The organism is Chromobacterium sp. HL1 (genome assembly GCF_057418835.1).
This window is the reverse complement of record NZ_CP162399.1, coordinates 1,101,724-1,127,916: the sequence shown is the minus strand read 5'-3', so window position 1 is coordinate 1,127,916 and position 26,193 is coordinate 1,101,724. Positions and strand designations below refer to the sequence as shown.

General features: G+C 62.1%; 21 protein-coding genes and 3 rRNA genes. 8 read left to right on the top strand and 16 right to left on the bottom strand.

Annotated elements, in window-relative coordinates; genetic code table 11:
- The first annotated feature begins 43 nt into the window (after positions 1–43).
- Positions 44–1,423, top strand: coding sequence for an SEL1-like repeat protein (locus AB1Z25_RS05365; RefSeq protein ID WP_486636743.1), 1,380 nt, complete (start codon positions 44–46; stop codon positions 1,421–1,423).
- On the opposite strand, the gene AB1Z25_RS05360 is transcribed toward AB1Z25_RS05365, so the two are convergent.
- From AB1Z25_RS05360 to AB1Z25_RS05330, 7 genes are all read right to left on the bottom strand, one after another.
- Complete coding sequence (locus tag AB1Z25_RS05360; RefSeq protein ID WP_048414603.1) at positions 1,395–2,591, bottom strand: tryptophan--tRNA ligase; 1,197 nt, start codon at positions 2,589–2,591, stop codon at positions 1,395–1,397. The two genes, AB1Z25_RS05365 and AB1Z25_RS05360, sit on opposite strands and share 29 nt — an antisense overlap.
- A 175-nt stretch (positions 2,592–2,766) precedes the next feature.
- Positions 2,767–3,405 carry a site-2 protease family protein gene (locus AB1Z25_RS05355; RefSeq protein ID WP_107799979.1) on the bottom strand — a complete coding sequence of 213 codons (639 nt, stop codon included), beginning with the start codon at positions 3,403–3,405 and terminating at the stop codon, positions 2,767–2,769.
- A 47-nt stretch (positions 3,406–3,452) separates the two neighbouring features.
- Positions 3,453–4,073, bottom strand: coding sequence for an L-threonylcarbamoyladenylate synthase (locus AB1Z25_RS05350; RefSeq protein WP_107799980.1), 621 nt, complete (start codon positions 4,071–4,073; stop codon positions 3,453–3,455).
- Between the two features lie 5 nt (positions 4,074–4,078).
- The gene (locus AB1Z25_RS05345) at positions 4,079–4,948 is read right to left on the bottom strand and encodes a 3',5'-nucleoside bisphosphate phosphatase (protein ID WP_486636742.1); all 870 of its coding nucleotides are present in this window, start codon (positions 4,946–4,948) and stop codon (positions 4,079–4,081) included.
- A gap of 2 nt (positions 4,949–4,950) precedes the next feature.
- A complete protein-coding gene (locus tag AB1Z25_RS05340; RefSeq protein WP_019101808.1) occupies positions 4,951–5,139 on the bottom strand; it encodes an oxidoreductase-like domain-containing protein in 189 nt (62 codons plus the stop codon).
- Positions 5,136–5,351 carry an RNA-binding S4 domain-containing protein gene (locus tag AB1Z25_RS05335; protein WP_107799982.1) on the bottom strand — a complete coding sequence of 72 codons (216 nt, stop codon included), beginning with the start codon at positions 5,349–5,351 and terminating at the stop codon, positions 5,136–5,138. Before AB1Z25_RS05335 ends, AB1Z25_RS05340 begins: the two co-directional genes overlap by 4 nt.
- A 200-nt stretch (positions 5,352–5,551) precedes the next feature.
- Positions 5,552–6,091 carry an AAA family ATPase gene (locus tag AB1Z25_RS05330; RefSeq protein ID WP_235089661.1) on the bottom strand — a complete coding sequence of 180 codons (540 nt, stop codon included), beginning with the start codon at positions 6,089–6,091 and terminating at the stop codon, positions 5,552–5,554.
- On the opposite strand from AB1Z25_RS05330, the gene AB1Z25_RS05325 reads away from it, so the two are divergent.
- Positions 6,078–6,287: a hypothetical protein gene (locus tag AB1Z25_RS05325; protein WP_227107275.1), complete on the top strand. Its 210-nt coding sequence runs from the start codon at positions 6,078–6,080 to the stop codon at positions 6,285–6,287. The two genes, AB1Z25_RS05330 and AB1Z25_RS05325, sit on opposite strands and share 14 nt — an antisense overlap.
- Positions 6,288–6,605: 318 nt before the next feature.
- On the opposite strand, the gene AB1Z25_RS05320 is transcribed toward AB1Z25_RS05325, so the two are convergent.
- Both AB1Z25_RS05320 and AB1Z25_RS05315 read right to left on the bottom strand, forming a co-directional pair.
- Positions 6,606–7,604: an asparaginase gene (locus tag AB1Z25_RS05320; protein ID WP_486636741.1), complete on the bottom strand. Its 999-nt coding sequence runs from the start codon at positions 7,602–7,604 to the stop codon at positions 6,606–6,608.
- Positions 7,605–7,644: 40 nt separating this feature from the next.
- Entirely contained in the window at positions 7,645–8,379 is a 735-nt protein-coding gene (locus tag AB1Z25_RS05315) for a UTRA domain-containing protein (protein WP_107799985.1), read from the bottom strand.
- 209 nt (positions 8,380–8,588) lie between these two features.
- Between AB1Z25_RS05315 and AB1Z25_RS05310 the strand changes: the two genes are divergently transcribed.
- From AB1Z25_RS05310 to AB1Z25_RS05295, 4 genes are all read left to right on the top strand, one after another.
- Positions 8,589–9,683, top strand: coding sequence for an ABC transporter substrate-binding protein (locus tag AB1Z25_RS05310; RefSeq protein ID WP_235089663.1), 1,095 nt, complete (start codon positions 8,589–8,591; stop codon positions 9,681–9,683).
- Positions 9,684–9,750: 67 nt separating this feature from the next.
- Complete coding sequence (locus AB1Z25_RS05305; protein ID WP_107799987.1) at positions 9,751–10,662, top strand: ABC transporter permease; 912 nt, start codon at positions 9,751–9,753, stop codon at positions 10,660–10,662.
- The gene (locus tag AB1Z25_RS05300; protein WP_107799988.1) at positions 10,659–11,477 is read left to right on the top strand and encodes an ABC transporter permease; all 819 of its coding nucleotides are present in this window, start codon (positions 10,659–10,661) and stop codon (positions 11,475–11,477) included. Before AB1Z25_RS05305 ends, AB1Z25_RS05300 begins: the two co-directional genes overlap by 4 nt.
- A gap of 12 nt (positions 11,478–11,489) precedes the next feature.
- Positions 11,490–12,494: an ABC transporter ATP-binding protein gene (locus AB1Z25_RS05295; RefSeq protein WP_486636740.1), complete on the top strand. Its 1,005-nt coding sequence runs from the start codon at positions 11,490–11,492 to the stop codon at positions 12,492–12,494.
- On the opposite strand, the gene AB1Z25_RS05290 is transcribed toward AB1Z25_RS05295, so the two are convergent.
- Positions 12,491–14,335 (bottom strand): methyl-accepting chemotaxis protein, encoded by a 1,845-nt coding sequence (locus AB1Z25_RS05290; RefSeq protein ID WP_227107270.1) that lies wholly within the window; start codon positions 14,333–14,335, stop codon positions 12,491–12,493. The genes AB1Z25_RS05295 and AB1Z25_RS05290 overlap by 4 nt on opposite strands.
- 186 nt (positions 14,336–14,521) lie before the next feature.
- Positions 14,522–15,850 (bottom strand): sodium-dependent transporter, encoded by a 1,329-nt coding sequence (locus AB1Z25_RS05285; RefSeq protein WP_235089667.1) that lies wholly within the window; start codon positions 15,848–15,850, stop codon positions 14,522–14,524.
- Between the two features lie 614 nt (positions 15,851–16,464).
- Here AB1Z25_RS05285 and AB1Z25_RS05280 point away from each other — a divergent pair.
- A complete protein-coding gene (locus AB1Z25_RS05280) occupies positions 16,465–17,397 on the top strand; it encodes a PAS domain-containing protein (RefSeq protein WP_107799991.1) in 933 nt (310 codons plus the stop codon).
- Positions 17,398–17,523: 126 nt separating this feature from the next.
- Here AB1Z25_RS05280 and AB1Z25_RS05275 read toward each other — a convergent pair whose 3' ends face one another.
- Positions 17,524–18,921 carry a NarK family nitrate/nitrite MFS transporter gene (locus tag AB1Z25_RS05275; RefSeq protein WP_107799992.1) on the bottom strand — a complete coding sequence of 466 codons (1,398 nt, stop codon included), beginning with the start codon at positions 18,919–18,921 and terminating at the stop codon, positions 17,524–17,526.
- Between the two features lie 100 nt (positions 18,922–19,021).
- Positions 19,022–20,272 carry an MFS transporter gene (locus AB1Z25_RS05270; RefSeq protein WP_107799993.1) on the bottom strand — a complete coding sequence of 417 codons (1,251 nt, stop codon included), beginning with the start codon at positions 20,270–20,272 and terminating at the stop codon, positions 19,022–19,024.
- 270 nt (positions 20,273–20,542) lie between these two features.
- Between AB1Z25_RS05270 and AB1Z25_RS05265 the strand changes: the two genes are divergently transcribed.
- Positions 20,543–20,860, top strand: a complete 318-nt coding sequence (locus AB1Z25_RS05265) for a hypothetical protein (RefSeq protein ID WP_486636739.1) — start codon at positions 20,543–20,545, stop codon at positions 20,858–20,860.
- Positions 20,861–20,968: 108 nt separating this feature from the next.
- Here AB1Z25_RS05265 and rrf read toward each other — a convergent pair.
- From rrf to AB1Z25_RS05250, 3 genes are all read right to left on the bottom strand, one after another.
- Positions 20,969–21,083 (bottom strand): 5S ribosomal RNA (rrf, locus tag AB1Z25_RS05260).
- Positions 21,084–21,204: 121 nt separating this feature from the next.
- Positions 21,205–24,093 (bottom strand): 23S ribosomal RNA (locus tag AB1Z25_RS05255).
- A gap of 304 nt (positions 24,094–24,397) precedes the next feature.
- Positions 24,398–25,933 (bottom strand): 16S ribosomal RNA (locus AB1Z25_RS05250).
- Together the 16S, 23S and 5S rRNA genes form the textbook arrangement of a ribosomal RNA operon.
- Positions 25,934–26,193 lie beyond the last annotated feature (260 nt).

Here is a 26,193-nt window from a genome sequence, read left to right as displayed (position 1 = left end):
AGTCATGTGCATCGCCGCCCCGGCCCTGGCCCAGGAGCCCCGCATGAGCACCCTCAGCCCCAAACAGCAAGAGGCCTTGGCCTTCCGCTGCGTCCACCAGCAACTGCCGGCGCCGACGCCGGAAGCGGATCAGCTCTTCCTCTACGCCCGCCATCTGCAAAAGCACAATCTACTCAAGCGCCAGCCCGACATCACGCGGCAAGTGCAGCGGCTCTACCGCATCGCCGCCGCCCATGGTCACGTCAAAGCCAATATCAATTTGCAGAATGGTCTGACCGACGGCGACTTCGCCGGCGGCTTCCGCGAAGTGCTGGCGCTGAACGACAAGCTGATGGACCTGAGCCCCGCCCCCGGCTATTACAAGCTCGCCTACTACACCAGCCGCGGCTACGGCAATATCAAGCGCGACCGCGAGCTGGCGCTACGCTATTTCCGCAAGGCCGCCGATTTGGGCAATCCCGAGGCGCAGTTCTATGTCGCCGAGCTACTCAGCCCCTACGACAAAGCTCCTGATATCGCAGTAAAGATGTGGCAATGTGCTGCAGAGCAAGGACATGCCAACGCGGCAAAAACATTGGGGATTCGACAAAGTGCGCTAAAACAATACTCTCCAGCATTGCAGGCCTATCAGCTCGGTGTCAAAGCAGGGAGCTCAGGTGCGGCCAGCTTTTTAGAAAATGGCTTCAAAACCCCGCCTCCCGACGACGGCATGTATTATATGGCGCTGAAGTTGGACCCTGAGCGCAGTCGCCGTTATCGTTTAATTTGGAAACTCCTCTACGACTACTCCTATCTGCAACCCACGGTAGAAGAAGTCGACCAGATCGTGCCGCTGCCTCCGGCCCCCTTGCCGCCCAGGGACGGCGGCTTCCAATGGTTGAAAGCCTGGCGCGGGCCGGGGCCGGCTCAGCCCAGCGAAGAACTGATCCAGCAGCTGGCCGAAGCCAAGCAGCTCGACCCCGCCACCGGCCTGTTCGACCCCAAACGCAAGGCCGCCGCTGAAGCCGAGGCCAAAGCCGCCCGCGAACGGGCCGAGCTGACCCCGCCCTTCGCCGGCGCGCTGCCCATCGGCGCGCTGCGCCGCAGCGGCGACGTGCCCAATGTCAATGCCCACTGGCGGCCCCGGCCGCCCAAGGGCTGCGTGCCCTGGGGCAGCACCCACCCCACCAGTTACTGCACCGCCGGCCAGCCGCTGCCCTTGCTCGACGTCGCCTTCCCGCTGCCATGGTGGCAGCAATGGCTGAGCAAGGAATGGAAGGTCTACCGGCCCACCGAGGTGGAGTGGGAGCTGGTGCGTTATCAAAACCGCCAGGCCTCGACGCTGGATAGGCTCAGAGCGGGTCGTAAAAACGCCCGGCAAGCCGGGCGTTTCGCATCCATCCAGACGAAGGCGCTCAGTAGCCCAACCCCATCGCTTCCTTGACGTCCTGCATGGTGGCGCGCGCCACTTGCTCGGCCTTGGCGTTGCCGGCGGCCACCACTTCCTTGACCAGCTTGGGATTGCTCAGATACTGCTCGGCGCGTTCAAACATCGGCTGCTGTTCGCGGAGTACGCCGTCTATCACCGGTTGCTTGCAGTCCAGGCAACCGATGCCGGCGCTGGTACAGCCCTGCTTCACCCATTCGCGGGTATCGGCGTCGCTGTACACCTGGTGCAGCTGCCATACCGGGCATTTGTCCGGGCTGCCCGGATCGGTGCGGCGCACGCGGGCCGGATCGGTCGGCATCGCCCGCACTTTTTTGGTGACGGTGGCCGGGTCTTCGCGCATGGTGATGGTGTTGCCGTAGGACTTGGACATCTTCTGACCGTCCAGGCCCGGCATCTTGGACGCCTCGGTCAGCATCGCCTCGCATTCGGCCAGAATGCTCTTGCCCTTGTTCTCCAGCCAGCCGAACAGCCGCTCGCGGTCCGCCGCGCCCAGATTCTGGCTGGCGGCCAGGATTTCGCGCGCGCCGGCCAAGGCTTCGGCGTTGCCGTCTTGCAGATAGGCGGTGCGCAGGCGGTCGAACTCCTTGCCGGCCTTGCCTATCTTCTTCACCGCGGCGCGGGCCAGTTCTTCGAAGTTGGGTTCGCGGCCAAACAGGTTATTGAAGCGGCGCGCCACTTCGCGGGTCAGTTCGATGTGCGGCACCTGGTCTTCGCCCACCGGCACCAGGCCGGCCTTATAGATCAGGATGTCGGCGGCCTGCAGCAGCGGGTAGCCGAGGAAGCCGTAAGTGCCCAGGTCCTTGGTGGACAGTTTTTCGATCTGGTCCTTGTAGGTGGGCACGCGCTCCAGCCAGGACAGCGGGGTCACCATGGACAGCGCCAGGTGCAGTTCCGCGTGCTGCGGCACTTTGGACTGGATGAAGACGGTGGCCTGTTCCGGGTCCACGCCGGCGGCCAGCCAGTCTATCACCATGTCCCACACGCTCTTGCCGATGATGGAGACGTCGTCGTAATTGGTGGTCAGCGCATGCCAGTCCGCCACCATGAAGTAGCAGTCGTGAGTGCTTTGCAGCTGCACCCAGTTCTTGATCACGCCGTGGTAGTGGCCAAGGTGCAGGCTGCCGGTGGGGCGCATGCCGGAGAGAATGCGGTTGGCGAACATGTTTGAATTCCGTTTCAGAAAATAAGCGCGACCGCGCCGGAAACGAAGTCCGGCGCGTCAGGATGGGGGTGAGCCGGGCGCTTCAGAGTCGGTTTACGATCTGCTGCGCGTCGTGGAGTGTTACACGGGGTGTACGCCTTGTCTCGCTCTCACTCGCAAGATCGTAAACACACTCTTAGATCAGGGCGCGCACCAGGCCGTACATCAGGCCGTAGAACGGCCGCAAAATGGTGGTCAGCAGGCCGGTGAAGATCAAGGCCAGCAGCACCCACATGCCGTAAGGCTCCAGCTTGGCGTACTTCCAGGCCATGCCGGGCGGCAGAAAGCTCTCCACGATGCGGCCGCCGTCCAGCGGCAGGATGGGCAGCAGATTGAGCAGCATCAGCGAGATATTGATGCCGATGCCGGCCTGGCTCATCAGCGCCAGCGGCTCGCTGTAGCTGGTATCCATGCCGATGGCCAGTTTGAACAGCAGCACCCACATCAGCATCATCAGCAGATTGGAGGCGGGCCCGGCGGCGGCCACCAGGCGGCCGTGCTCGCGCGGCTTGCGCAGCGCGCCGAAGTTGACCGGCACCGGCTTGGCCCAGCCAAAGATGAAGCCGCCCAGCGTCACCGACAGCAAGGGCAGCAGCACGGTGCCGATCGGGTCGATGTGCTTGAGCGGGTTCAGCGTCATCCGCCCCATCATATAGGCTGTGCTGTCGCCGAAACGGCGCGCGGCGTAAGCGTGGGCGGCCTCGTGCAGGGTGATGGCGAACAGCACCGGCAGCGCGTAAATGGTGATTTTCTGGATCAGGTTAATGTCGCCCATGATGTCTCTTGTGGGTTGAAAACGGTGTCGGGAGGCAAAAGCGGAGTTTATAGGCCAAACGGCGACGGGTCGCCCTTGCCGCGACGCAGCAGCTCCACGCCCTCGGTCATGTCGATCACGGTGGTGGGCTCGGTGCCGCACCAGCCGCCGTCTATCACCGCGTCCACCGCGTGCTCCAGCCGCTCGCGGATTTCATACGGGTCGGTCAGCGGTTCCTCGTCGCCGGGCAGCATCAGGGTACAGGACAGGATGGGTTCGCCCAGCTCTTCCAGCAGGGCCAGCGCCACCTTGTGGTCCGGCACCCGCAGCCCGATGGTGGAGCGCTTGGGGTGCAGGGTGCGGCGCGGCACTTCGCGGGTGGCTTGCAGGATGAAGGTGTAGCTGCCGGGGGTGGCGGCCTTCAACATGCGGAACTGGCTGTTGTCCACCTTGGCGTAATTGGCCAGCTCCGACAGATTGTGGCAGACCAGGGTCAGGTGGTGACGCAGGTCCAGCTGGCGGATCTCCAGGATGCGCTCCATCGCCGGCTTGTCGCCCAGCATGCAGCCCAAGGCGTAACAGGAGTCGGTGGGATAGACCACCACCCCGCCCTCGCGCAGGATTTTCACCGCTTCGCGCACCAGCCGCGCTTGCGGATTGTCCGGATGGATCATGAAAAACTGTGCCATGTGGGTCAGCCTTGTGCCGGGTCCGCCGGCCGGATGATGCGCGCGGCCAGCGCGTCCCAGATGGGTTTGCAGATCGGCGGCAGGTCGTCGGTGCTGCCGACGTCGCGGCCGCCCTCGCCTGGAGCGTGGAAATCGCTGCCGGCGCTGGAGTACAGTTCGTGGCGGTCCGCCAGCAAGGCGAACTTGTGCATATCGTCCAGGCTGTGGCTGCCGCTGGCCACTTCGATGCCGCGGCCGCCGGCCTGCTTGAAATCGTTGATCAGCCGCTCGATCAGGTTGCGGCCCATATCGTAGCGACCGGGATGGGCGATCACCGCCTCGCCGCCGCCGGCCAGAATCCAGCCCACCGCGTCTTCCAGGCCGGCCCATTCGTGCGCCACGTAGCCGGGCTTGCCCGGCGTCAGGAATTTGCGGAACACGGTGCGCACGTCCTTGACCTGGCCGCTATTGACCAGGAAGCGGGCGAAGTGGGTGCGGCCTATCATTTCCGGGTTGTCGCACAAGGCCATCGCGCCGTCGAACGCGCCCTGAATGCCCACCTTGACCAGTTCGTCCGACATCTGCCGCGCGCGGTTGACGCGTCCGTCGCGGATGGATTGCAGGCCGGCGGCCAAGGTCGGCTGGTCCGGGTCTATTCCCAGGCCGACGATGTGCACGGTGTGCTTGCCCCAGGTAACCGAGACTTCGACGCCGTTGAGGAAGGCCAGGCCCTGACGCGCCGCCTCGGCCCGCGCCGCGGCCAGGCCGTGGGTGCAGTCGTGGTCGGTCAGCGCCACCAGGGTGGCTTCGCGCTCGGCGGCGCGCGCGATCACCTGCTCCGGCGGCAAAGCGCCGTCGGAGGCGTGGGAGTGGAAATGCAGATCGATGCTGGCCATGCTTATTGTCCGTTGGCGGCGGCCTGGCGCGCGGCTTCGCGCAACTCCCAGGCGGCCAGTTTGGCGCGGTATTCCGTCATCAAGGCGTTATAGCTGTCCCAGATGCACGGGTCGCAGCCGCTGCCGCAGCAAGCGTCGTCCGGCGGGGGCTCGGGCGCTTCCGGCGGCGGGTCGAAGTCGTCGTCGTTCATGCCGCCACGACGCGGATGGAAAAGCCTTCGCCGCTGACCTGCTGGCCGGCGCGGATCTTGCAGGTCTTGCGCAGTTCCTCCTGGCCGTCCACTCGCACATTGCCTTCGGCGATGAAATGTTTGGCGGCGCCGCCGGAATCGCAGACATTGCAGATTTTCAGCAGGTCGCACAAGGCGATGTATTCGCCGCTCAATTCAAAGGTTTCGTTCATTTTTGCACACTCGATTGGGACAGGGCTGTGAGCGGGCTGTGGACAAGAACCGCAGCGCCTTCATTTTTCACGCCTTTTTACTGTCGCTTATTTTTTAATCTATCGCCGACAACTATCCACGCCATGGCAGGACAAGCTTGTGGGCCTGTTGTGGATAATTGCGGCAATTTGCTGAATTTCCAGCGCTTTATTCTTTGCGCTCAAAATTTAGGCAACTCGCCCGGCCAGAGGGCGGCCAACGCCGCCCGCGCCTGAGCCATGCGCCTTTCATGCGCGCCGCTCACCCGCGTCGCGTCAACGCCCGCGTCTTGCAGCGCCTGCCGGTAGAGGCCGAACAGCCAATCGCGCTGGGTCGGGTGGCTGCGCAGCGGGTCCGGCTCCCAGGGGATGTCCGGCTCGGCCAGCAGGGTCAAGGCGTAATCGCCGGGCCGACACAGCGCGAGCAAGCCGGGGCTGCAATGCCCGTGCGCCACTTCGCTCCAGATCTTGCAATTCAAGGCGGTGGTGTCGCACAACAAAACTTGGACGCCGCCGGCCAAGGACTGTTCCGCCGCCAACTGTCCACGCGCCACTTCCTCTATGATTTCCGGCGTGGAGCGGTACGGCCGCGCGGCGAAATAATCGCGCGCGTATTCCGGCACCCAGGCGGCGGCGATGCCCGCCTCGTTCAGCGCCGCCGCCAGCGCGCGCGCCAGCGTGGTCTTGCCGCAGGACTCCGGCCCCACGATGGCGATCTTCAACGGCCGCGCCGCGCCTTCTGACATCCGGCTGCTCTCAAAATACGGAAAAGCGGTCAATTATACGCCGCTTGCCGCGCTATCAACAGCCGGGCCGCTGTTCTCAACAAGCAAAGGGGACAGCCCTGTGCGCCAGCTGTGGACAAGGAAGCTAAGCCCTTGCCGCAAAATGGATTTGACCGTGAAGATCAAAAAATAGGCAGACCGATGGATTACCCACATCCAGCGTGAAAAGCCATGTGGGACAATTGTGGATAAAGCCGCCAAGTCCTTGTTCCGCCAAGCGCATTTTCTTTTGCTTATTTTTTAAGCAAAAATCAGCGCAAACTCAAGACGACGGCATGCGCCGCACGCCGTCCATCGCCGGCCCGGCCCCGTCGCGCCCATTTTCCCGTTTGCCCACACCCAAGGTGCAAAGCCGTGTGGGCGAGTTGTGGACAAGCGCGGCAAGACTCTGAAAAACCGGCACAAAAAAAGGCCGCTCAAAAAATGAGCAGCCCGGGTCGCGCACGGCGTCTTAATGCGCGTTCATCTCGCCGCGCAAGGGCTTAGCCAATTGCGCCGCCAGTTGCTGTCCGCTAAGACCGGCGGACAGCAGCACGTGCAGCTTGGCCAGCGCCGCTTCCGGCGTCAGGTCCGCCCCGGCCACCGCGCCGGCACGCGCCAGCGGCTGGCTGGCGGCGTAAGCGCCCACCTCCACCGCGCCGCGCGGCGCCTGGGTGATGTTGAGCACGGCGCCGCCGCGCGCGGTCAGGGCCTTCACCCCGTCCAGCAGCGCCGGATCGGCCGGCGCGTTGCCGCTGCCGTAGCTCATCAGCACCGCCGCGTCCAACATCGGGTCCGCCATCAGGCGGCCGGCCAGCGCCGCGCCCTGCCCCGGACTCAGGAACAGGCAGGCGATGTTCAGGTCTTCGCGCAGCGCCTTGGGCTGGAATTCGCCCTGCCCCGGCAACCAGGCGGCCTTGTTCCAGTGCGGATGGATGGCGAAGCGGGCCAGCGGTTCGGCGTTGGGCGAGCCGAAGCCGGCGAAATGCTCCACATCCAGCTTGCGGGCGCGGCTGCCGCGCAGCAGCAGGCGGTCGAAGGCGATGACGACTTCGCACAGCTCAGGCTGGCAGGCCGCCTCCAGCGCGTCGGCGACATTATTCCAGCCGTCGGAGCGCGGGTGCAGCAGCGGCAGCTGCGCGCCGGTCAGCACCACCGGCTTGCCCAGCCCGCGCAGAGCGAAGGCCAGCACGCCGGCGGTATAAGCCATGGTGTCGGTGCCGTGGATGACGACGAAGCCGTCGTAGTCGCCGTAACGCTCGGCCAGCGCGGCGATGATGCGGTTCCAGTGGCGCGGCTCGATGGCGGAGGAGTCGATCAACTCGTCGAACTCGACCACGTCGAAATCCAGGCCGGGCCGGCGGAAACGCTCCAGCAGGCCGGGCAACAGGCCTGGAGACGGCGCCAGGCCGTCCGGGGTTTCGGTCATGCCTATGGTGCCACCGGTGTACAACACTAAAACGCGGCTCATGCGATCTCCTGCAAACAGTGTCCAATGCCGCGATAGTAGCTCAATTCGCCGCGACCGCGGCAGGACTGTCCACGCGCAGACGCACCGCGTCGTGCCGCCAGTACTCGTAATCGCAGTCCAGCGTCTCGCCGGCGGCGTCTCGATTGATCCGGCGCACCAGCAGAACGGGGCTGCCCTCGGCCAGCATCAGCGCTTGCGCCACGCGGCCTTGCGCCGCCGCCGGCAGGATGTCGAAAGCCGCCGCCGCGTATTCGATGCCGTAATGGCGGCGGTACAAACCGGTCAGCGATTGACTCAAATCCAGCTCCTGGATGTCCGGGAAGCGCTCCGGTCTCAGGAAGTGCTCCACGTATAGCGCCACCCGGCCGTCCAGGCTGCGTTGACGGCAGATTTTCCACAAGGAGCTGAGCGGCGGCACGGCCAGCGCCCGGCACAGCTCGGGCGAGGCCAGCACGGTTTCCACGCTCAAGAGCCGGGTTTCCGCCGCGCGCTGCTGGGCGTCGGCCATGCGCTGGAAATGGTTGCCGTAAAGCGGCGCGTATTCCAGCCGCGGAAACGCGAGAAACCAGCCGCGCCGTTCTTCTCGGTAGACCCGCCCTTCGGCCTCCAGCACGCCCAAGGCCTCCTTCAAGGTGATGCGGGTGGTGGCGAACAACTCCGCCAGCGCGCGCTCCGACGGCAGGCGGCCGCCCGGCCGCAGCAGGCCGCCGTCGATTTGCTGCAATAAGGCGGCGCGGATGCGCGCGGCCTGGGAAAGCGGTTTCGATTCAGGCATCAGGACTAGTCCAGCAATCAGGTCTCCGCCGGCTTTTTACCAAGAAAAAATGACAAGGAAATGACTGGCCGCCAGCGCCGCCGGCCGGCCTTGCGCCGATTTGTCACCGACATGCAATCAAACTGCCATGCGAGCTAAACCGGAATGTCATCTACACGGAATACCATCAGCATCGCTTTTATTTGACCTAGTCCAAAGGGATGGATGCCATGAATACACCGTTGCGCTGCGCCGTTCTGGGCGCGCTGGCCCTGCTGGCCAACACCGCTTTCGCCGATAATCTGAGCGCGCTGATCCAGGCCGCCAAGAAAGAGGGCGAGCTGAACGTGATCGCCCTGCCCCACGACTGGTGCGGCTACGGCGGCGTGATCGCCGGCTTCAAAGCCAAGTACGGCATCAAGGTGAACGAACTCAATCCGGACGCCGGCTCCGCCGACGAACTGGAGGCGATCAAGGCCAACAAGAGCAATAAGGGCCCGCAGGCGCCGGACGTGATCGACGTGGGCTTGTCCTTCGGCCCGCAAGCCAAGGCCGCCGGCCTGTTGCAGCCGTACAAAGTCTCCAACTGGAAAACCATTCCGGACAGCGTCAAGGACAAGGACGGCTATTGGTACGGCGATTACTACGGCGTGCTGGCCTTCGAGGTGAACAAGGATCTGGTCGCCAAAACGCCGACCGACTGGAGCGACCTGCTGAAGCCGGAGTACAAGAACGCGGTGGCGCTGGCCGGCGACCCGCGCGCCGCCAACCAGGCGATCCAGGGCGTGTTCGCCGCCGGCCTGTCCCAGTCCAAGGGCAATGTGGCCAAGGCCGCCGACGCCGGCCTCAAGTTTTTCGCGCAGTTGAACAAGAGCGGCAATTTCGTGCCGGTGATCGGCAAGGCGGCTTCGCTGGCCCAGGGCAGCACCCCCATCGTGATCCGCTGGGACTACAACGCGCTGGCCGACCGCGACACCTTGAAGGGCAACCCCAAGGTGGAAGTGGTGGTGCCCAAGAGCGGCGTGGTGGCCGGCGTTTACGCCCAGGGCATCAGCGCTTACGCGCCGCACCCCAACGCCGCCAAGCTGTGGCAGGAATACCTGTTCTCCGACGAAGGCCAACTGGCCTGGCTCAAGGGCTATTGCCACCCCACCCGCTTCAACGATCTGGCCGCGCGCAAGAAAATCCCGCAGGACTTGCTGAGCCGGATGCCGGACGCCGCCGCCTATAAGAAGGCCCTGTTCCCCACGCTGGAACAGCAAGAGGCTTACAAGGCGGTGATCACCAAGCAGTGGGACGGCGTGGTGGGCAGCAACGTCAAGTAAGCCGGCCTTATCCCCTTGGCGCGCGGCACTGTCGCCGCGCGCGGGCTCTCTTTGGAAACACGCCCTCATGTCCGCATCTTCCGACTCTCTCGCCGGCCGTTCCGGCCCGGCGTCGCCGCGCCGCGCCGGCGGCGGCTTCGTCTCGCTGTCCTGGCTGGGCGTGGCGCCGTTCTTCCTGTTTGCGCTGCTCTTCCTGCTGCTGCCCACCGCCCGACTGCTGCTGGGCGCCTTCCAGGACGCCGACGGCCATTTCACGCTGAACAATATCGCCCGGCTGTTCGAGCCGGCGATTCTCGACGCCTACAAGATCAGCCTGCAGATCAGCGCCGCCTCCGCGCTCTTGGGCGCGGCCTTCGGCCTGTTGCTGGCCCTGGCGGCGATCCGCGGCCGGCTGCCGGACTGGATCCGCCCGACGCTGGCCACCTTTTCCGGCGTGGCGTCCAACTTCGCCGGCGTGCCGCTGGCCTTCGCCTTCCTGGCCACGCTGGGCCGCATGGGCCTGGTGACGGTGTTGCTGCGCCGCTATCTGGACTTCGATCTCTACGCCGGCGGCTTCAGCATTCTCAGCTTCAGCGGCCTGACGCTGACCTATCTGTATTTCCAGATTCCGCTGATGGTGCTGATCGTCAGCCCGGCCATAGATGGCCTTAAAACCGAATGGCGCGAGGCCTGCGACAGCCTGGGCGGTTCCGCCTTCGCCTACTGGAGCCGCATCGCGCTGCCGGTGCTGTGGCCCAGCATCCTGGGCGCGGCGCTGCTGCTGTTCGCCAACGCCTTCGGCGCGGTGGCCACCGCCTACGCGCTGACCGGCAGCTCGCTCAACATCGTCACCATCCTGCTGTACGCGCAAATCCGCGGCGATGTGCTGCACGACCAGAACCTGGGCTACGCGCTGGCCTTGGGCATGATCGTGGTGACCGGCCTGTCCAACGCCGCCTACATCTGGCTGCGCGGCCGCGCGGAAAGGAGCCGGGCATGAAACGCCAGCCTGTCCACAAACCGTCGTCGCGCCTGGGCGCCTGGATCGCCGTCGTCGCCGGCGGCCTGTACTTCTTGCTGCCCTTGTTGGCCACCTTCGAATTCAGCCTGAAGATGCTGCGCGAAGGCTATAGCTTCGAAGCCTACAAGCTGGTGCTGCAAGACCCCGGCTTTCAGCAAAGCTTCGCCTATTCCGCGCTGATGGCCGTGTTCACCATCGTCATCGGCCTCCTGCTGGTGGCGCCCACCGCCTTCTGGATCCAGCTCCGCCTGCCGCGGCTGCGTCCGCTGGTGGAGTTCATCACCTTGCTGCCGCTGGTGATTCCGGCCATCGTCATCGTGTTCGGCTATCTGCGCCTGTTCGGCAGCGACGCCTGGCTGCCCCTGACCGGCAGCGAGCGCGGCACCGATCTCTTGCTGGTCTGCAGCTATGTGACGCTGGCCCTGCCCTATCTATACCGTTCCATCGACGCCGGCCTGTCCGCCATCGACGTGCGTTCGCTGGCCGAGGCGGCGCAAAGCCTGGGCGGCGGCTGGCGGGTGATTCTGCTGCGGGTGATCTTCCCCAATATCCAATCCGCGCTGCTGTCCGGCGCTTTTCTGACCTTCGCCATCGTCATCGGCGAATTCACCATGGCCAGCTTGCTGGCGCGGCCGGCCTTCGGCCCTTATCTGCAATTGATCGGCGCCAACCGCGCCTACGAGCCGGCGGCGCTGGCCATCATCGCCTTTTTGATCACCTGGGCGGCCATGGGCCTGCTGCAGGTGGCCGGCCGTCACCGTCGCGCGCTGCGCGAGGCGACGGCGACAGAATAAGAGAGACCCCATATGGCATACCTGGACATCCGGCACCTCAACAAGCGCTACGGCCAGCACACGGTAGTGCACGACTTCAATATGCGGGTGGAGGCCGGCGAGTTCGTCACCTTCCTCGGCCCGTCCGGCTGCGGCAAAACCACGGTGCTGCGCATGATCGCCGGCTTCGAAACCCCCAGCGGCGGCGCCATCCGCCTGCAGGGCGAGGACATCACCGCCTGCGCGCCGCAAAAACGCGGCATCGGCATGGTGTTTCAGAGCTATGCGCTGTTTCCCAATATGAACGCCGGCGAAAACATCGCCTTCGGCTTGAAGATGCAGAAGCGGCCGGCCGCCGACATCCGCCGCAAGGTGGCGGACGCGCTGGCGCTGGTGGAGCTGTCCGGCAAGGAGGGACACTACCCGCATCAGCTCTCCGGCGGCCAACGCCAGCGGGTGGCGCTGGCGCGCGCGCTGGTGGTGGAGCCGCGCATTCTGCTGCTGGACGAGCCGCTGTCTGCGCTGGACGCGCGCATCCGCAAGAATCTGCGCGAGCAGATCCGCGACATTCAGCGCCGGCTGGGACTGACCACTATTTTCGTGACCCACGACCAGGAAGAAGCGCTGACCCTGTCCGACCGCATCTTCGTGATGAATCAGGGCAAGGTGGAGCAGGAGGGCGCCGCCGAAACCATCTACACCCAGCCGGCCACCGAGTTCGTCGCCCGCTTCATGGGCAATTACAATCTGCTGTCCGCCGGCGACAGCCGGGCGCTGTTCGGCCTGGACATCCAGGGCCATCTGGCGATCCGCCCGGAGTCCATTCAATTGCTGCCCGGCGACAGCGCGGAAACGGACAGCCTGCCGGCGGTGGTGAAGCAGCGCCAGTTGCTGGGCAATGTCGTCCGTTATCAGGTGGAAAGCGCCGGCGCGCTGCTGCAGGTGGACCGGCTGAACCGCAACCCGGCGGATTTGCTGGCCGACGGCGCGCCTGTGCGGCTGCGCGTCCAGCGCGACGATATGCGCGAAGTGCGCTAAACGTCGGTCGGCCGCCGGAAATAGGCCATTTGCCGGCGCAGGCTGCCGGCCCGCTGCGACACTTCCTGCGCCGCCGCCGACAATTGCTCGCTGGCGGCGGCGTTGCCCTGGGACAGCTGGCTCAGGCCCTGCATCACCTGATTGATGCCGCCCACGTGCTGCGCCTGGGCCACGGCCTCCTTGGAGATGTCCCGCACCAGCTGCCGGGTTTGCTGGCTGGATTCGACGATGGCGCTCAGGCTCTTGCCGGCCTCTTCCGCCAGCCTCACGCTGCCGGCCGCCACCTGGCCGATCTCCTTGGCCGCGGTCTGGCTGCGCATCGCCAGCTTACGCACCTCGTCCGCCACCACGGCGAAGCCGCGGCCCAGCTCGCCGGCGCGCGCCGCCTCGATGGCGGCGTTGAGCGCCAGCAAATTGGTCTGATAGGCGATGTCGTCGATGATGTCGGTACGCTGGGCGATCACATGCATCGCCTCTATGGTTTCGCCGACAACCCGCCTGCCCTCCTCGGCCTGACGCGCGGCTTCGCTGGCGACATCGCCGCTGCGACTGGCGTCGCGAGCCATCGCGAACATCTGCCCGGCGATCTCGTCCACCGCGTGGCTGGTTTGCTCGATGTCGGAAGAAGTGCGGCAGGCGCTGTCGGACAGGCCCTGCGATGCGCTGTTCAATTGCAGCGAGGCGTTGGCCACCGCGTCCGCGTCCTGCTGCACCTGCAGAATCACCCCGCTCAGCTTCCGCCCCATCTGGCGGATGTGCGCGGCCAGGCTGTTGTCGTCAGACGAAGCCAGCCGCAGCCGGAAGTCCAGTTGACCGCCGGCCAGCTCCCGCATGCCCTGCGCCACCTCGTCCGGCTCCGCGCCCAAGGTCCGCAGGATGCTGCGCGCCAGCAGCAGCGCGGCGGCGATGGGCAGCAACACCCCGGCCAACACCGCCAACGCCAGCCAGCTTTGCCAGCGCGCGGCGGACTGCTGCGCCGCCAGCGCGTCGCGGATCCGGATCAACACCGCGTTCTGCACTTCCAGCAAAGCGTCGATGCGCCGGCTGGCCACGTCGAACCACTCTTCGCTGGACAAGCTCTGCATCGCGCCCGGGCCGCGCGCCAGCACCGCGTCGCGCAGCGACTCGTACGCCCCGCTCGCGTCCATCGCCTGGGCCAGCAGACGTTCGTCGCCGTCGTTCTGCCGGTACAGGCTGCGGCACAGCGCCTCCTGCGACACCATGCCGCTGGCCAGGCGGAACTCGTTGATATTGAAACTGCCCACCGCCAGCACTCCGCCGATCAAGCCGCGGGCGCGGCCGGTGTACTCCGTCTGGCAATGCAAGGCGGACCATTGCTGCACCAAGGCGCGCACGTCCTCGCTTTGCGAATAGAACAGGGTGATGACCTTGGAGAGCCGCTCGATGATTTCGGTGTAGCGTTCAAACGCCGGCAGCGGCGAAATATGGCGCTGCGCCACATCGCGGCGCAAGGTCGAGAGCAGCTCCGCCGCCGGCAGTTGCTGGGAAAGAAACAGGCCGGCCTTGCGCGACAACTCGTCGCCCGGCGGCTGGCGCAAGCGGGTCAACAACGCGTCGGCCTGCGCCTTTTGCCGCGGCAAGGCGGCCGGCATCGGCTTATGCTCGTTCAGATAGCGGTTGCTCAGGCCGCGCTCGATCTGCAAGGCGTGAATCAGCGCCCCCACTTGCTGCACATCGTCCACCAGCGCCTGGTCGCGCTGCAAAGCCTGTACCGTCCGCCACTGCGTAAAGGCAAACCACAAGGCCCCGCACAGCAAGAGCAGCACCAGCGGAGCGATCAACAAGGCCAGCTTGTGCACCAGCTTCAGACGGAAGTGCATCGGGTATCCTGTTCGCAAGCCATGGACCAAGGACCGCCGGAGCCCAACCCTGACGCAGCGGCCAACCGCTCTAACTATAGGCAATGGCTGGACAAGGCAAGCACAGTGGCATGAGACGCGCACAGGCAGGACGCGCGCGCAAAGAAAAACCCGCCGCGAAAGCGGCGGGTTGCGGGGCGGCGGCGATCAGGCCGCGCGCAGGCTGGCGATCATGATCCAGCCTATCAAGGCCGGCGCCATCGCCATGCAGAAGCCGCGCATCAGGCGCATGCCGCGGCCGGCGCCGTCGCCGCTCAACTCGCGGCGCACCACAGGCCAAGCCTTCCAGCCCACGAACAAGGCCAGCAACAGCTCGCCCACCGGCATCAGCAGCTTGGAAGTGAGGTAATCCAGAAAATCGAAAAAGCTCATGCCGAACAGCAGGTAATCGCTCCACACGCCCAGCGACAGCGAAGCGGGAATGCCCAGCAGGAAAATGCCCAGCGTCATCACCCAGGCGGATTGCGTGCGCTTGAGGCCGAACTCGTCCATCGCGAAGCTGGTCACCACCTCCAGCAAGGACACCGAAGACGTCAGCGCCGCCAGCAGCAGCAGGCAGAAGAACATCACCGCGAACACCTGCCCCAGCGGCAGGTGGGCGAACACCGCCGGCATGGTGATGAAGGTCAGGCCCGGACCCGCCGACGGATCGAAGCCGAAGGCGAACACCGCCGGCAGCACCATCAGGCCGGCCAGGAAGCAGGTAGCCACCGTCAAGGCGATCACCCATAGGGCCGAACCCAGCAGATTGGACTCTTTGCTGACGTAAGAACCGTAGGTGATCATGATGCCCAGGCCCAGCGACAGCGAAAAGAAGGCCAGCCCCAAGGCGTCCACCAGCATGGCGCTGCTGACCTTGGAGAAATCCGGCGCCACGAAATACTTCACGCCTTCCCAGGCGCCCGGCAGCGTCAGGCCGCGTGCGATCAGCACCAGCATCAGCACGAACAAGGCCGGCATCAGGAACTTGGACAGGTTTTCAATGCCCTTCTGCACGCCGCCGGCCACCACCCACACCGTCAGCAAGGCGAAGCCGGCATGGTAGGCGATGGGCTCCAGCGGATCGCTGATGAAGCCGCTGAAGATGGCGCCCAGAGTCTTGGCGTCCGACGTCATGATGCCGCCGCCCAGCGCCTTGACGATGTAGGCGATGGTCCAGCCGCCCACCACGCTGTAGAAGGACAGGATCAGGAAACACACCAAGACGCTCATATAACCAATGACGGGCCAGCCGCCGCCGGCCAACTGCCGGAAAGCGCCGACTGCGCCGGCCTTGGACGCGCGCCCCAAAGCCATCTCGGCCAGCATCAGGGCCAGGCCCAGCGTCAGGCAAATGCCCAGGTAAATAAACAGGAAGGCGCCGCCGCCATTGGTGGCGGCGACATAGGGAAATTTCCAGATCGCCCCCAGCCCAATGGCCGAGCCGGCGGCAGCGAGGATGAAACCGAGGCGCGAGCCCCATTGTGATCTTGCCATGATGCAGTCTGCTTCTTTGTCCGAATATTTGTTCTTGAATCGCCGAGATCGACGCCCGCGCCCAAACGCGATCGCCGCAGCGGCAAAGGTGCTGTTTTGCGCCGGTAAGGCGCGGCTCGCGCCAGGCCAGATCATGAAGCCCGGGAGCGAACGGAAGGGACCCGGCAAGCCGGGCAAGGGAGAGAAAACCGCCGTGTGGGCGGGCCGAAAGCCGCGTCAGGGGTGGCGACGGGCTACGGTTCTCGCTAGTGTATTTTGCGTACAAACACGAATTTACCATGATTGATGGCAATTTCCAGCGTACGCAGGCAATTAATTCCGACTCCCAGCGCAAGTACGGACATTTCCCGGCAAAGATGGGCATGACAATCCACTCTCAATTAAGTTGAGCATGAAATATCTGTACTCAGGGAATACACTTAGAGCGGCGGACAAAAAACAGTTCCACGCGGCAAGCAAGGCGCGCCGGCCGGACAGCGCAAGCAAGACGGCGAGCCGATGCCACGCGGCGCCTGGAGTTTGTCAGCCGCTTTAAGACCAGCGGCCCCACTGCTACGCGCCTGGCCACGCCAGGAGCGAACTCGCCGGCCTCACGCGACTTACGGAGAGCCCCTATGGCGATACTGCAAGCCTTCCAATCGCTGATCGACACCGTACAGGGCGCCTTGATCATCGCGCTTCCCGCAGACGGCCAGATCGTCAGCGCCAACCAGTTGGCCGCCATCCTGCTGGCCACTCCGCACGGCGATCTGATTGGCCAGCCCTTCTCCCGCTTTCTGCCGGACCCCGCGGACAGCGAACTGCTGGCCGGCGAACTGCGCCGCACCAGCATGATCTACAACCGCTCGCTCTCCTTGCAAGCCAGCGGCGGACGCCGCTTCGAGGTGCAGATGTCGCTGCGCGAGGTGGAGCTGGAAGGCGCGCTCATGCTGGTCTACAGCTTCAGCGACCGGACGGAAACCAAGGTCATGAGCCAGTTGCTGGATTTTGAGCGCAATCTGGTGGAGCGCTCGATCAGCCTGATGAAAAGCCTGCGCGCGGAAGACAAGCAAGCCGACGACGACAAATTGACCGGCGTGGCCGGCATGCACCGCCTGCTCTCCGCCGCCCATGCCGAAACCGGCCGCGCGCGCCGCTACGGCGGCGCCGTCTCCGGCCTGATCCTCAGCCTGATGAACGTGCCCGAACCGATGCCGGAGCTTGACGAGGGCTCGGCGCACCGCCACTTGCTGCGCCTGGCCGGCAGCCTGTGCCTGCAAAGCACGCGCGACAGCGATCTGGTGGCCCAGCGCGAAGACGACGCCTTCATCATTCTGCTGCCCAACACCGGCGTAAGCGGCGCCAACGAACTGGCGCGCAGGCTGATCAAATCGCTGCGCCAGCTCAGCTTCGTCTACCAGGGAGAAGAGCGCAAGGCGGCCGCCTGCGTCGGGCTGAGCGCTCTGCGCGGCAGCGAAAACACGCCCAAACCCATGCTGGAACGCTTAAACGAAGCGCTGCAAAAAGCGCGGGAAGGCGGTCCCAACTACATCGTCAAACTGCCCTGAAGCACCTTCCCGACCGGGCAGGAGCGCCGCGCCCCAGCCAAACGGCTTCAGCCCTATATAAAGACAAACCGGCGAGGCATCGTCTTGACGCCTCGCCGGTTTCGTTTCCATCGGCCGTTTAGCCTGTCAGCAACTCACTTCCGCGTTCTTGCGCGCATAGAACCACCAGCACAAGGCGATGCAGCTGATATAGAAAACAATGAAGCACAACAGCGCCGGCTCCGCGCCGCCGGTCGCCTTCATGGACGCACCAAAGCTCTGCGGAATGAAATAGCCGCCGTAAGCGCCAATGGCGCTGATGAAGCCGCCAGCCGCGGCCGACTCCTTGACCCCGTCCGCCTCGGCCTGCTTGCGCGCGTCTTCGCCGCGACCGGCCGCCGCGCGCAGCCGCCCGGTGGTGAAGATGGTCGGAATCATTCGGTAAGTCGAACCATTGCCCACGCCAGCCATGGTGAACAGCAAGAGGAACATGGCGAAGAAGCCGGCAAAGCTGCCGCCGCTCAACTGCCCGGCCGCGTCATGCGCCGGCAGGAAGTGCAACACCCCCACCACCGCCAAGGCCATCACCGCGAACACCCACATGGTCACCCGCGCGCCGCCGAGCTTATCCGAGATCACGCCGCCTATCGGGCGCACCAGGGCGCCGAGCAAGGGGCCGATAAAGGCGAACTTGGCCACCGGCACCTCCGGAAACTGCGTCTTGGTCAACAAGGCGAAAGCGCCGGCAAAACCGATGAAGCTGCCGAAAGTGCCGATGTACAGCCAGCACATCAGCCAATTATGCTTGCGGCGGAAAATCACCGCCTGCTCTGTGAACGAGGCCTTGGCGTCCGCCAGGTCGTTCATGCCGAACCAGGCCGCCGCCGTGGCCAAAACAATGAACGGCACCCAGACGAAGCCGGCGTTCTGCAGCCACAAGCTCTTTTCCACCCCATCCTTGACATAATGCTGCGCATCGCCGCCGAAGGCGCCGAACATGCCGCCGGTCACCACCAGCGGAATCACGAACTGGGCCAAGGACACGCCGAGGTTGCCGAAACCCGCGTTCAAGCCGTTGGCCGCGCCCTTCTGCGCCTTGGGGAAAAAGTAAGCGATATTGGCCATGGAGCTGGCGAAATTGCCGCTGCCCAGCCCGCACAGCAAGGCGATCGCCAGCATCACCGGATAAGACGTCGTGGGATCCTGCACCGCAAAGCCCAGCCATATCGCCGGAATCAACAGCGAGGCGGTGGACAAGGTCGTCCATTTGCGCCCGCCCACAATGGACGGCATGAAGGAATAAAAAATGCGCAAGGTCGCGCCGGACAGCGCCGGCAGCGCCGTCAGCAAAAACAGCTGATCCTTGGTGTAATTGAAACCCGCGTTCGGCAGGTTCAAGGTCACTACGCTCCACAATACCGAAATGACGAAAGCCAGCGTCAGACACGGAATCGAAATCCACAAATTGCGCCGCGCAATGCTCTGGCCTTCTTGTTGCCAGAACTCGGCGCTTTCCGGCTCCCACCGTTTGATGACATAAGACATGACTCAACCCTCCCCGCCGGCCCGAGTCATGGCCAGACCAGCGCTATTTGACAATCTTTTAAAGGCGGCGCGCGTCAAGGCGCCGCCATGCAACTCAAACTCAACGACTGGCGGTGGCCAGACGCAAACGCTCCGCGGCCACCGGCTTGAACGAGTAATGCATCCAGACCAGGCTGACGCAGACCGTGCCGTACAGCAGCATGAAACAGCTGGAACGCACCCCGGCGAGGTCCACCAGCGCGCCGAACAGAATCGGCAACACGAAACCGGCCAGTCCGCCGGCCAGGCCCACCACGCCGGACACCGCGCCGATATTGTCGGGAAAATCATTGGCGATGAACTTGAACACCGAAGCCTTGCCCACCGCCATCGCCACGCCGGCGATGAACAACACCGCGGTGAACAGCACCGAGTTCAAACCGATATGCAGGCTCCACGGTCCCTTGACGGTGGCCACCACCATCTCGGTCTGCGGATAGGACAAGACGAAGAAGCACACCCATAACACCCACATCACCCACCAGGTGGTCCGGTACGCGCCGAAGCGATCCGACATCCAGCCGCCGATCGCGCGCAGTACGCCGCCCGGCAAGGAAAAACAGGCGGCGAGAAAAGCCGCGGTTTTCATATCAAAGCCGTACTCGCCGACAAAATACTTGGTCAGCCACAGCGACAAGCCGACATAGCCGCCAAACACCACCGAGTAATACTGCGAGTAGCGCCAAACCCGGGGATCGCGCATCACCCGCAGTTGATCGACGAAACGCTGGCTCCCTCCGCTCAAGTGCGCCGGATTGTGATAACTGCAAAACCAAAACAACAGCGCCGCAGCCAGCATCACCCCGGCGTACACCTGAGGCACCAGCGTCCAGCCGCCCAGCGCGATCAAGGCCGGCGCCACGAATTTATTCACCGCCGCGCCGGAATTGCCCGCGCCGAACACGCCCATCGCCATACCCTGATGCCGCGCGTCGAACCAGCGCGCCACATAGGGCGTGCCCACCGAAAAACTGCCGCCCGCCAAGCCGATGAACAGCCCAATCAGCAAGAAATGCCAATACTGGGAGGCGAACTCCATCAGATAAATCGGCAGCACCGCGCTCAGCATCAGGCAGAACAAAACGATGCGGCCGCCATAGCGGTCGGTCCAGATCCCCAAGGGCACCCGCACCAGCGAACCCGACAACACCGGCATCGCCACCAGAATGCCGAACTCGGTCTCGTTCAGCCCCAGTTGCTGCTTCACCGGAATGCCCACCACGCCCATCATCATCCACACCATGAAACAGACGGTGAAAGCAAAAGTGCTGACGGCCAGCACTGAATACTGCTTGTACGCCGCGGATGTCATCTTTCCTCCCTCAGCGGCCTGGCGGCCGGTCAGTCCAACTCCATACTCACACCATACTGCTCGCGCGCCGGGAAACCCATTCGCCAGACGTGGGCAAGACCGAGGAAAAACGATCTAATCGAAATAGTTCTTTTGGGTGGTATTCAGGACAGCGGCGACGCCGCAGAAGGGAGGGAAGGCGGCGTAGCCGTCCAGCTTTGCGCCAATGCAAGTTACAGCCCCGGCGACATTGGCTAAGATAGGCGCATTGCCAACAAGGGAGCCTCCCCCATGAATGCTGCCAAGAAGATTCGCCGTTTCATCGAAGAAGGACATGACCCGCAGCAAATGCAAGTGCTCAAGGAACTGGCGACCGCACTGGAAATGGGCCGCTCTTTCGACCTCAGCCTGCTCTACGATATCGACATGCGCTACTTCGACGTCGCCATCGACCTGCTGAAAGACTGGCGCTTCGACCATCACATCGCCTCTCGCAGCAAGCTGCTGGAGCAGTTGCTGACCGAGATCGCACCGGACAGACAGGCGAAAGCGCAGGAAGCCCCTGCAGTCAAACCGGCGGCGAGCAAAGCCTCCAAACTCAAAAAGTAAGCGGACAGCGGACGCAACAAAGCCTCCCTTTGGGGAGGCTTCTGTATCGCCGTTCAACAGCACAATGCATAAAGCCCAGCTCGTGTGAGCTGGGCTTTGCAATGGGGCGTCTGGCGGTGTCCTACTTTCACATGGCGAATGCCACACTATCATCGGCGCTAAGGCGTTTCACGGTCCTGTTCGGGATGGGAAGGCGTGGGACCACCTCGCTATGGCCACCAGACATAAACTGGTACAAACTTGAAGAAGCCTGGGATGGTCTACACCACCCCACATATATTCGGTATTCAATTGTGTCGCACAACACTATCTCGTCGCTCAGTTTCCCAAGCCACTCAAATGATAGGATCAAGCCTCACGAGCAATTAGTATCGGTTAGCTTAACGCCTCACAGCGCTTCCACACCCGACCTATCAACGTCCTGGTCTCGAACGACTCTTCAGGAGGGTCAAGCCCTCAGGGAAGTCTCATCTTCAGGCGAGTTTCCCGCTTAGATGCTTTCAGCGGTTATCTCTTCCGCACTTAGCTACCCGGCAATGCGACTGGCGTCACAACCGGTACACCAGAGGTGCGTCCACTCCGGTCCTCTCGTACTAGGAGCAGCCCCCGTCAAACTTCCAACGCCCACTGCAGATAGGGACCAAACTGTCTCACGACGTTTTGAACCCAGCTCACGTACCACTTTAAATGGCGAACAGCCATACCCTTGGGACCGGCTACAGCCCCAGGATGTGATGAGCCGACATCGAGGTGCCAAACACCGCCGTCGATGTGAACTCTTGGGCGGTATCAGCCTGTTATCCCCGGAGTACCTTTTATCCGTTGAGCGATGGCCCTTCCATTCAGAACCACCGGATCACTATGTCCTGCTTTCGCACCTGCTCGACTTGTCGGTCTCGCAGTTAAGCTACCTTTTGCCATTGCACTATCAGCACGATTTCCGACCGTACCTAGGTAACCTTCGAACTCCTCCGTTACACTTTGGGAGGAGACCGCCCCAGTCAAACTGCCTACCATGCACTGTCCCCAATCCGGATCACGGACCAAGGTTAGAACCTCAAACACACCAGGGTGGTATTTCAAGGACGGCTCCATGAGAACTAGCGTTCCCACTTCATAGCCTCCCACCTATCCTACACAAGTCTGTTCAAAGTCCAATGCAAAGCTACAGTAAAGGTTCACGGGGTCTTTCCGTCTAGCAGCGGGGAGATTGCATCTTCACAAACACTTCAACTTCGCTGAGTCTCAGGAGGAGACAGTGTGGCCATCGTTACGCCATTCGTGCGGGTCGGAACTTACCCGACAAGGAATTTCGCTACCTTAGGACCGTTATAGTTACGGCCGCCGTTTACTGGGGCTTCGATCAAGAGCTTGCACCCCATCACTTAACCTTCCAGCACCGGGCAGGCGTCACACCGTATACGTCCACTTTCGTGTTGGCACAGTGCTGTGTTTTTGTTAAACAGTCGCAGCCACCGATTCTCTGCGACCTCTCAAAGCTCCTCCCGCAGGGGATTCACTCTAAGAGGCATACCTTCTCCCGAAGTTACGGTATCAATTTGCCGAGTTCCTTCTCCTGAGTTCTCTCAAGCGCCTTAGAATTCTCATCCTGCCCACCTGTGTCGGTTTGCGGTACGGTTCTTATGCAGCTGAAGCTTAGTGGCTTTTCCTGGAAGCGTGGTATCAGTCACTTCAGGTCCGTAGACCCTCGTCATCACGTCTCGGCCTTAAGGGGCGGCGGATTTGCCTACCACCCCAGCCTACCGGCTTAAACAGACTATTCCAACAGTCTGATGACCTAACCTTCTCCGTCCCCACATCGCACTGCATAAAAGTACGGGAATTTTAACCCGTTTCCCATCGACTACGCTTTTCAGCCTCGCCTTAGGGGCCGACTCACCCTACGCCGATGAACGTTGCGTAGGAAACCTTGGGCTTTCGGCGAGCGGGCTTTTCACCCGCTTTATCGCTACTCATGTCAGCATTCGCACTTCTGATATCTCCAGCATCCCTTACGAGACACCTTCACAGACCTACAGAACGCTCCCCTACCATCTGCACTTACGTGCAAATCCGCAGCTTCGGTTATCAGTTTGAGCCCCGTTACATCTTCCGCGCAGGACGACTCGACCAGTGAGCTATTACGCTTTCTTTAAATGATGGCTGCTTCTAAGCCAACATCCTGGCTGTCTATGCCTTCCCACCTCGTTTACCACTTAACTGATCATTTGGGACCTTAGCTGGCGGTCTGGGTTGTTTCCCTCTTGACGATGGACGTTAGCACCCACCGTCTGTCTCCCATGCTCGCACTTTCCGGTATTCAGAGTTTGCCATGGTTTGGTAAATCGCAATGACCCCCTAGCCATAACAGTGCTTTACCCCCGGAAGTGATACATGAGGCACTACCTAAATAGTTTTCGGGGAGAACCAGCTATCTCCGAGTTTGTTTAGCCTTTCACCCCTATCCACAGCTCATCCCCTAGTTTTGCAACACTAGTGGGTTCGGACCTCCAGTGCGTGTTACCGCACCTTCATCCTGGCCATGGATAGATCACTCGGTTTCGGGTCTACGCCCAGCAACTAAAGCGCCCTATTCGGACTCGGTTTCCCTACGCCTCCCCTATTCGGTTAAGCTCGCTACTGAACGTAAGTCGCTGACCCATTATACAAAAGGTACGCAGTCACGGAACAAGTCCGCTCCCACTGTTTGTATGCATCCGGTTTCAGGTTCTATTTCACTCCCCTCCCGGGGTTCTTTTCGCCTTTCCCTCACGGTACTGGTTCACTATCGGTCGATCATGAGTATTTAGCCTTGGAGGATGGTCCCCCCATCTTCAGACAGGATTTCTCGTGTCCCGCCCTACTTATCGTACGCCTAGTCCTTGGAATGCGTTTTCGTGTACGGGGCTATCACCCACTATGGCGGTCCTTTCCATGAACCTTCCACTAACACAATCCATAACACGTACAGGCTCTTCCGCGTTCGCTCGCCACTACTAACGGAATCTCGGTTGATTTCTTTTCCTGCAGCTACTTAGATGTTTCAGTTCGCTGCGTTCGCCTCCTCAGACCTATGGATTCAGTCTGGGATCTCCTTGCGGAGGGGTTTCCCCATTCGGACATCGCGGGATCAAAGCTCTATTGCCAGCTCCCCCGCGCTTTTCGCAGGCTTACACGTCCTTCTTCGCCTATGATCGCCAAGGCATCCACCAGATGCACTTAGTCGCTTGACCCTATCATTTCAGTAACCTAGATCACCAAAACAACAAGTGTGTTTGTGCGACGACTACACCGCCCCTTTTGATATGGCGACGTAGCCTAGATACAATCAAATACCCAAGATGACGATCCGTCCACGTAAAGAGTTAACTCTACGCTTCCTTCTCGCCGTCTTTATATATTCGGCTTCTTCAGTTTGTTAAAGATCAGTGCGTTCAAACAACGCGATCACAGTACTCATCCAAGCACTCTGATCGCGAGACTCAAACTCGCGAATAACCGATAGGCTGTAAGTACTCGATCAACAACCTTCTCTAGAAAGGAGGTGATCCAGCCGCAGGTTCCCCTACGGCTACCTTGTTACGACTTCACCCCAGTCATGAATCCCACCGTGGTAAGCGGCCTCCTTACGGTTAGCCTACCCACTTCTGGTGAAACTCACTCCCATGGTGTGACGGGCGGTGTGTACAAGACCCGGGAACGTATTCACCGCAGCATGCTGATCTGCGATTACTAGCGATTCCGACTTCACGCACTCGAGTTGCAGAGTGCGATCCGGACTACGATCGGTTTTATGAGATTGGCTCCACCTCGCGGCTTCGCGACCCTCTGTACCGACCATTGTATGACGTGTGAAGCCCTGGTCATAAGGGCCATGAGGACTTGACGTCATCCCCACCTTCCTCCGGTTTGTCACCGGCAGTCCCATTAGAGTGCCCAACTTAATGATGGCAACTAATGGCAAGGGTTGCGCTCGTTGCGGGACTTAACCCAACATCTCACGACACGAGCTGACGACAGCCATGCAGCACCTGTGTTAACGCTCCCTTTCGGGCACCGCCACATCTCTGCGGCGTTCGTTACATGTCAAGACCAGGTAAGGTTTTTCGCGTTGCATCGAATTAATCCACATCATCCACCGCTTGTGCGGGTCCCCGTCAATTCCTTTGAGTTTTAACCTTGCGGCCGTACTCCCCAGGCGGTCAACTTCTCGCGTTAGCTACGCTACCAAGGATTCAAACCCCCAACAGCTAGTTGACATCGTTTAGGGCGTGGACTACCAGGGTATCTAATCCTGTTTGCTCCCCACGCTTTCGTGCATGAGCGTCAGTGTCATCCCAGGGGGCTGCCTTCGCCATCGGTATTCCTCCGCATCTCTACGCATTTCACTGCTACACGCGGAATTCTACCCCCCTCTGACGCACTCTAGTCGTGCAGTCTCCAATGCCGTTCCCAGGTTAAGCCCGGGGCTTTCACATCAGACTTGCACAACCGCCTGCGCACGCTTTACGCCCAGTAATTCCGATTAACGCTTGCACCCTACGTATTACCGCGGCTGCTGGCACGTAGTTAGCCGGTGCTTATTCTTCCGGTACTCTCAGACCCAGCGGTTATTAACCACTAGGATTTGCTCCCGGACAAAAGTCCTTTACAACCCGAAGGCCTTCTTCAGACACGCGGCATGGCTGGATCAGGCTTGCGCCCATTGTCCAAAATTCCCCACTGCTGCCTCCCGTAGGAGTCTGGGCCGTGTCTCAGTCCCAGTGTGGCGGATCATCCTCTCAGACCCGCTACTGATCGACGCCTTGGTGAGCCTTTACCTCACCAACTAGCTAATCAGACATCGGCTGCTCGTATAACGTGAGGCCTTTCGGTCCCCCACTTTCCCCCTCAGGGCGTATGCGGTATTAATCCGGCTTTCGCCGAGCTATCCCCCATTACACGGTACATTCCGATGCATTACTCACCCGTTCGCCACTCGTCAGCGGTGCAAGCACCCTGTTACCGTTCGACTTGCATGTGTAAAGCATGCCGCCAGCGTTCAATCTGAGCCAGGATCAAACTCTTCAGTTCAATTCCAAGCAAATTTTCTGGCACGCAAGATCAAAGAAACATCGAGACATTTCTCGTCTTGCAGTGCAAGTGTTTGGTCATCGACCGAGCACTTACACCTATCGGTTATTCGTTCTGTTAAAGATCGGTGCAGGTCGCTGCGTTTCGTTTCCGCCGCTGCGTTGTCTGCTGAGGAGGCGAACTATACGTCAGCCCCCTAAACCCGTCAACACCTTTTGCGAGAAAAACCTCAACAAAAGCGGGTCCCGCAGGCCAAACCC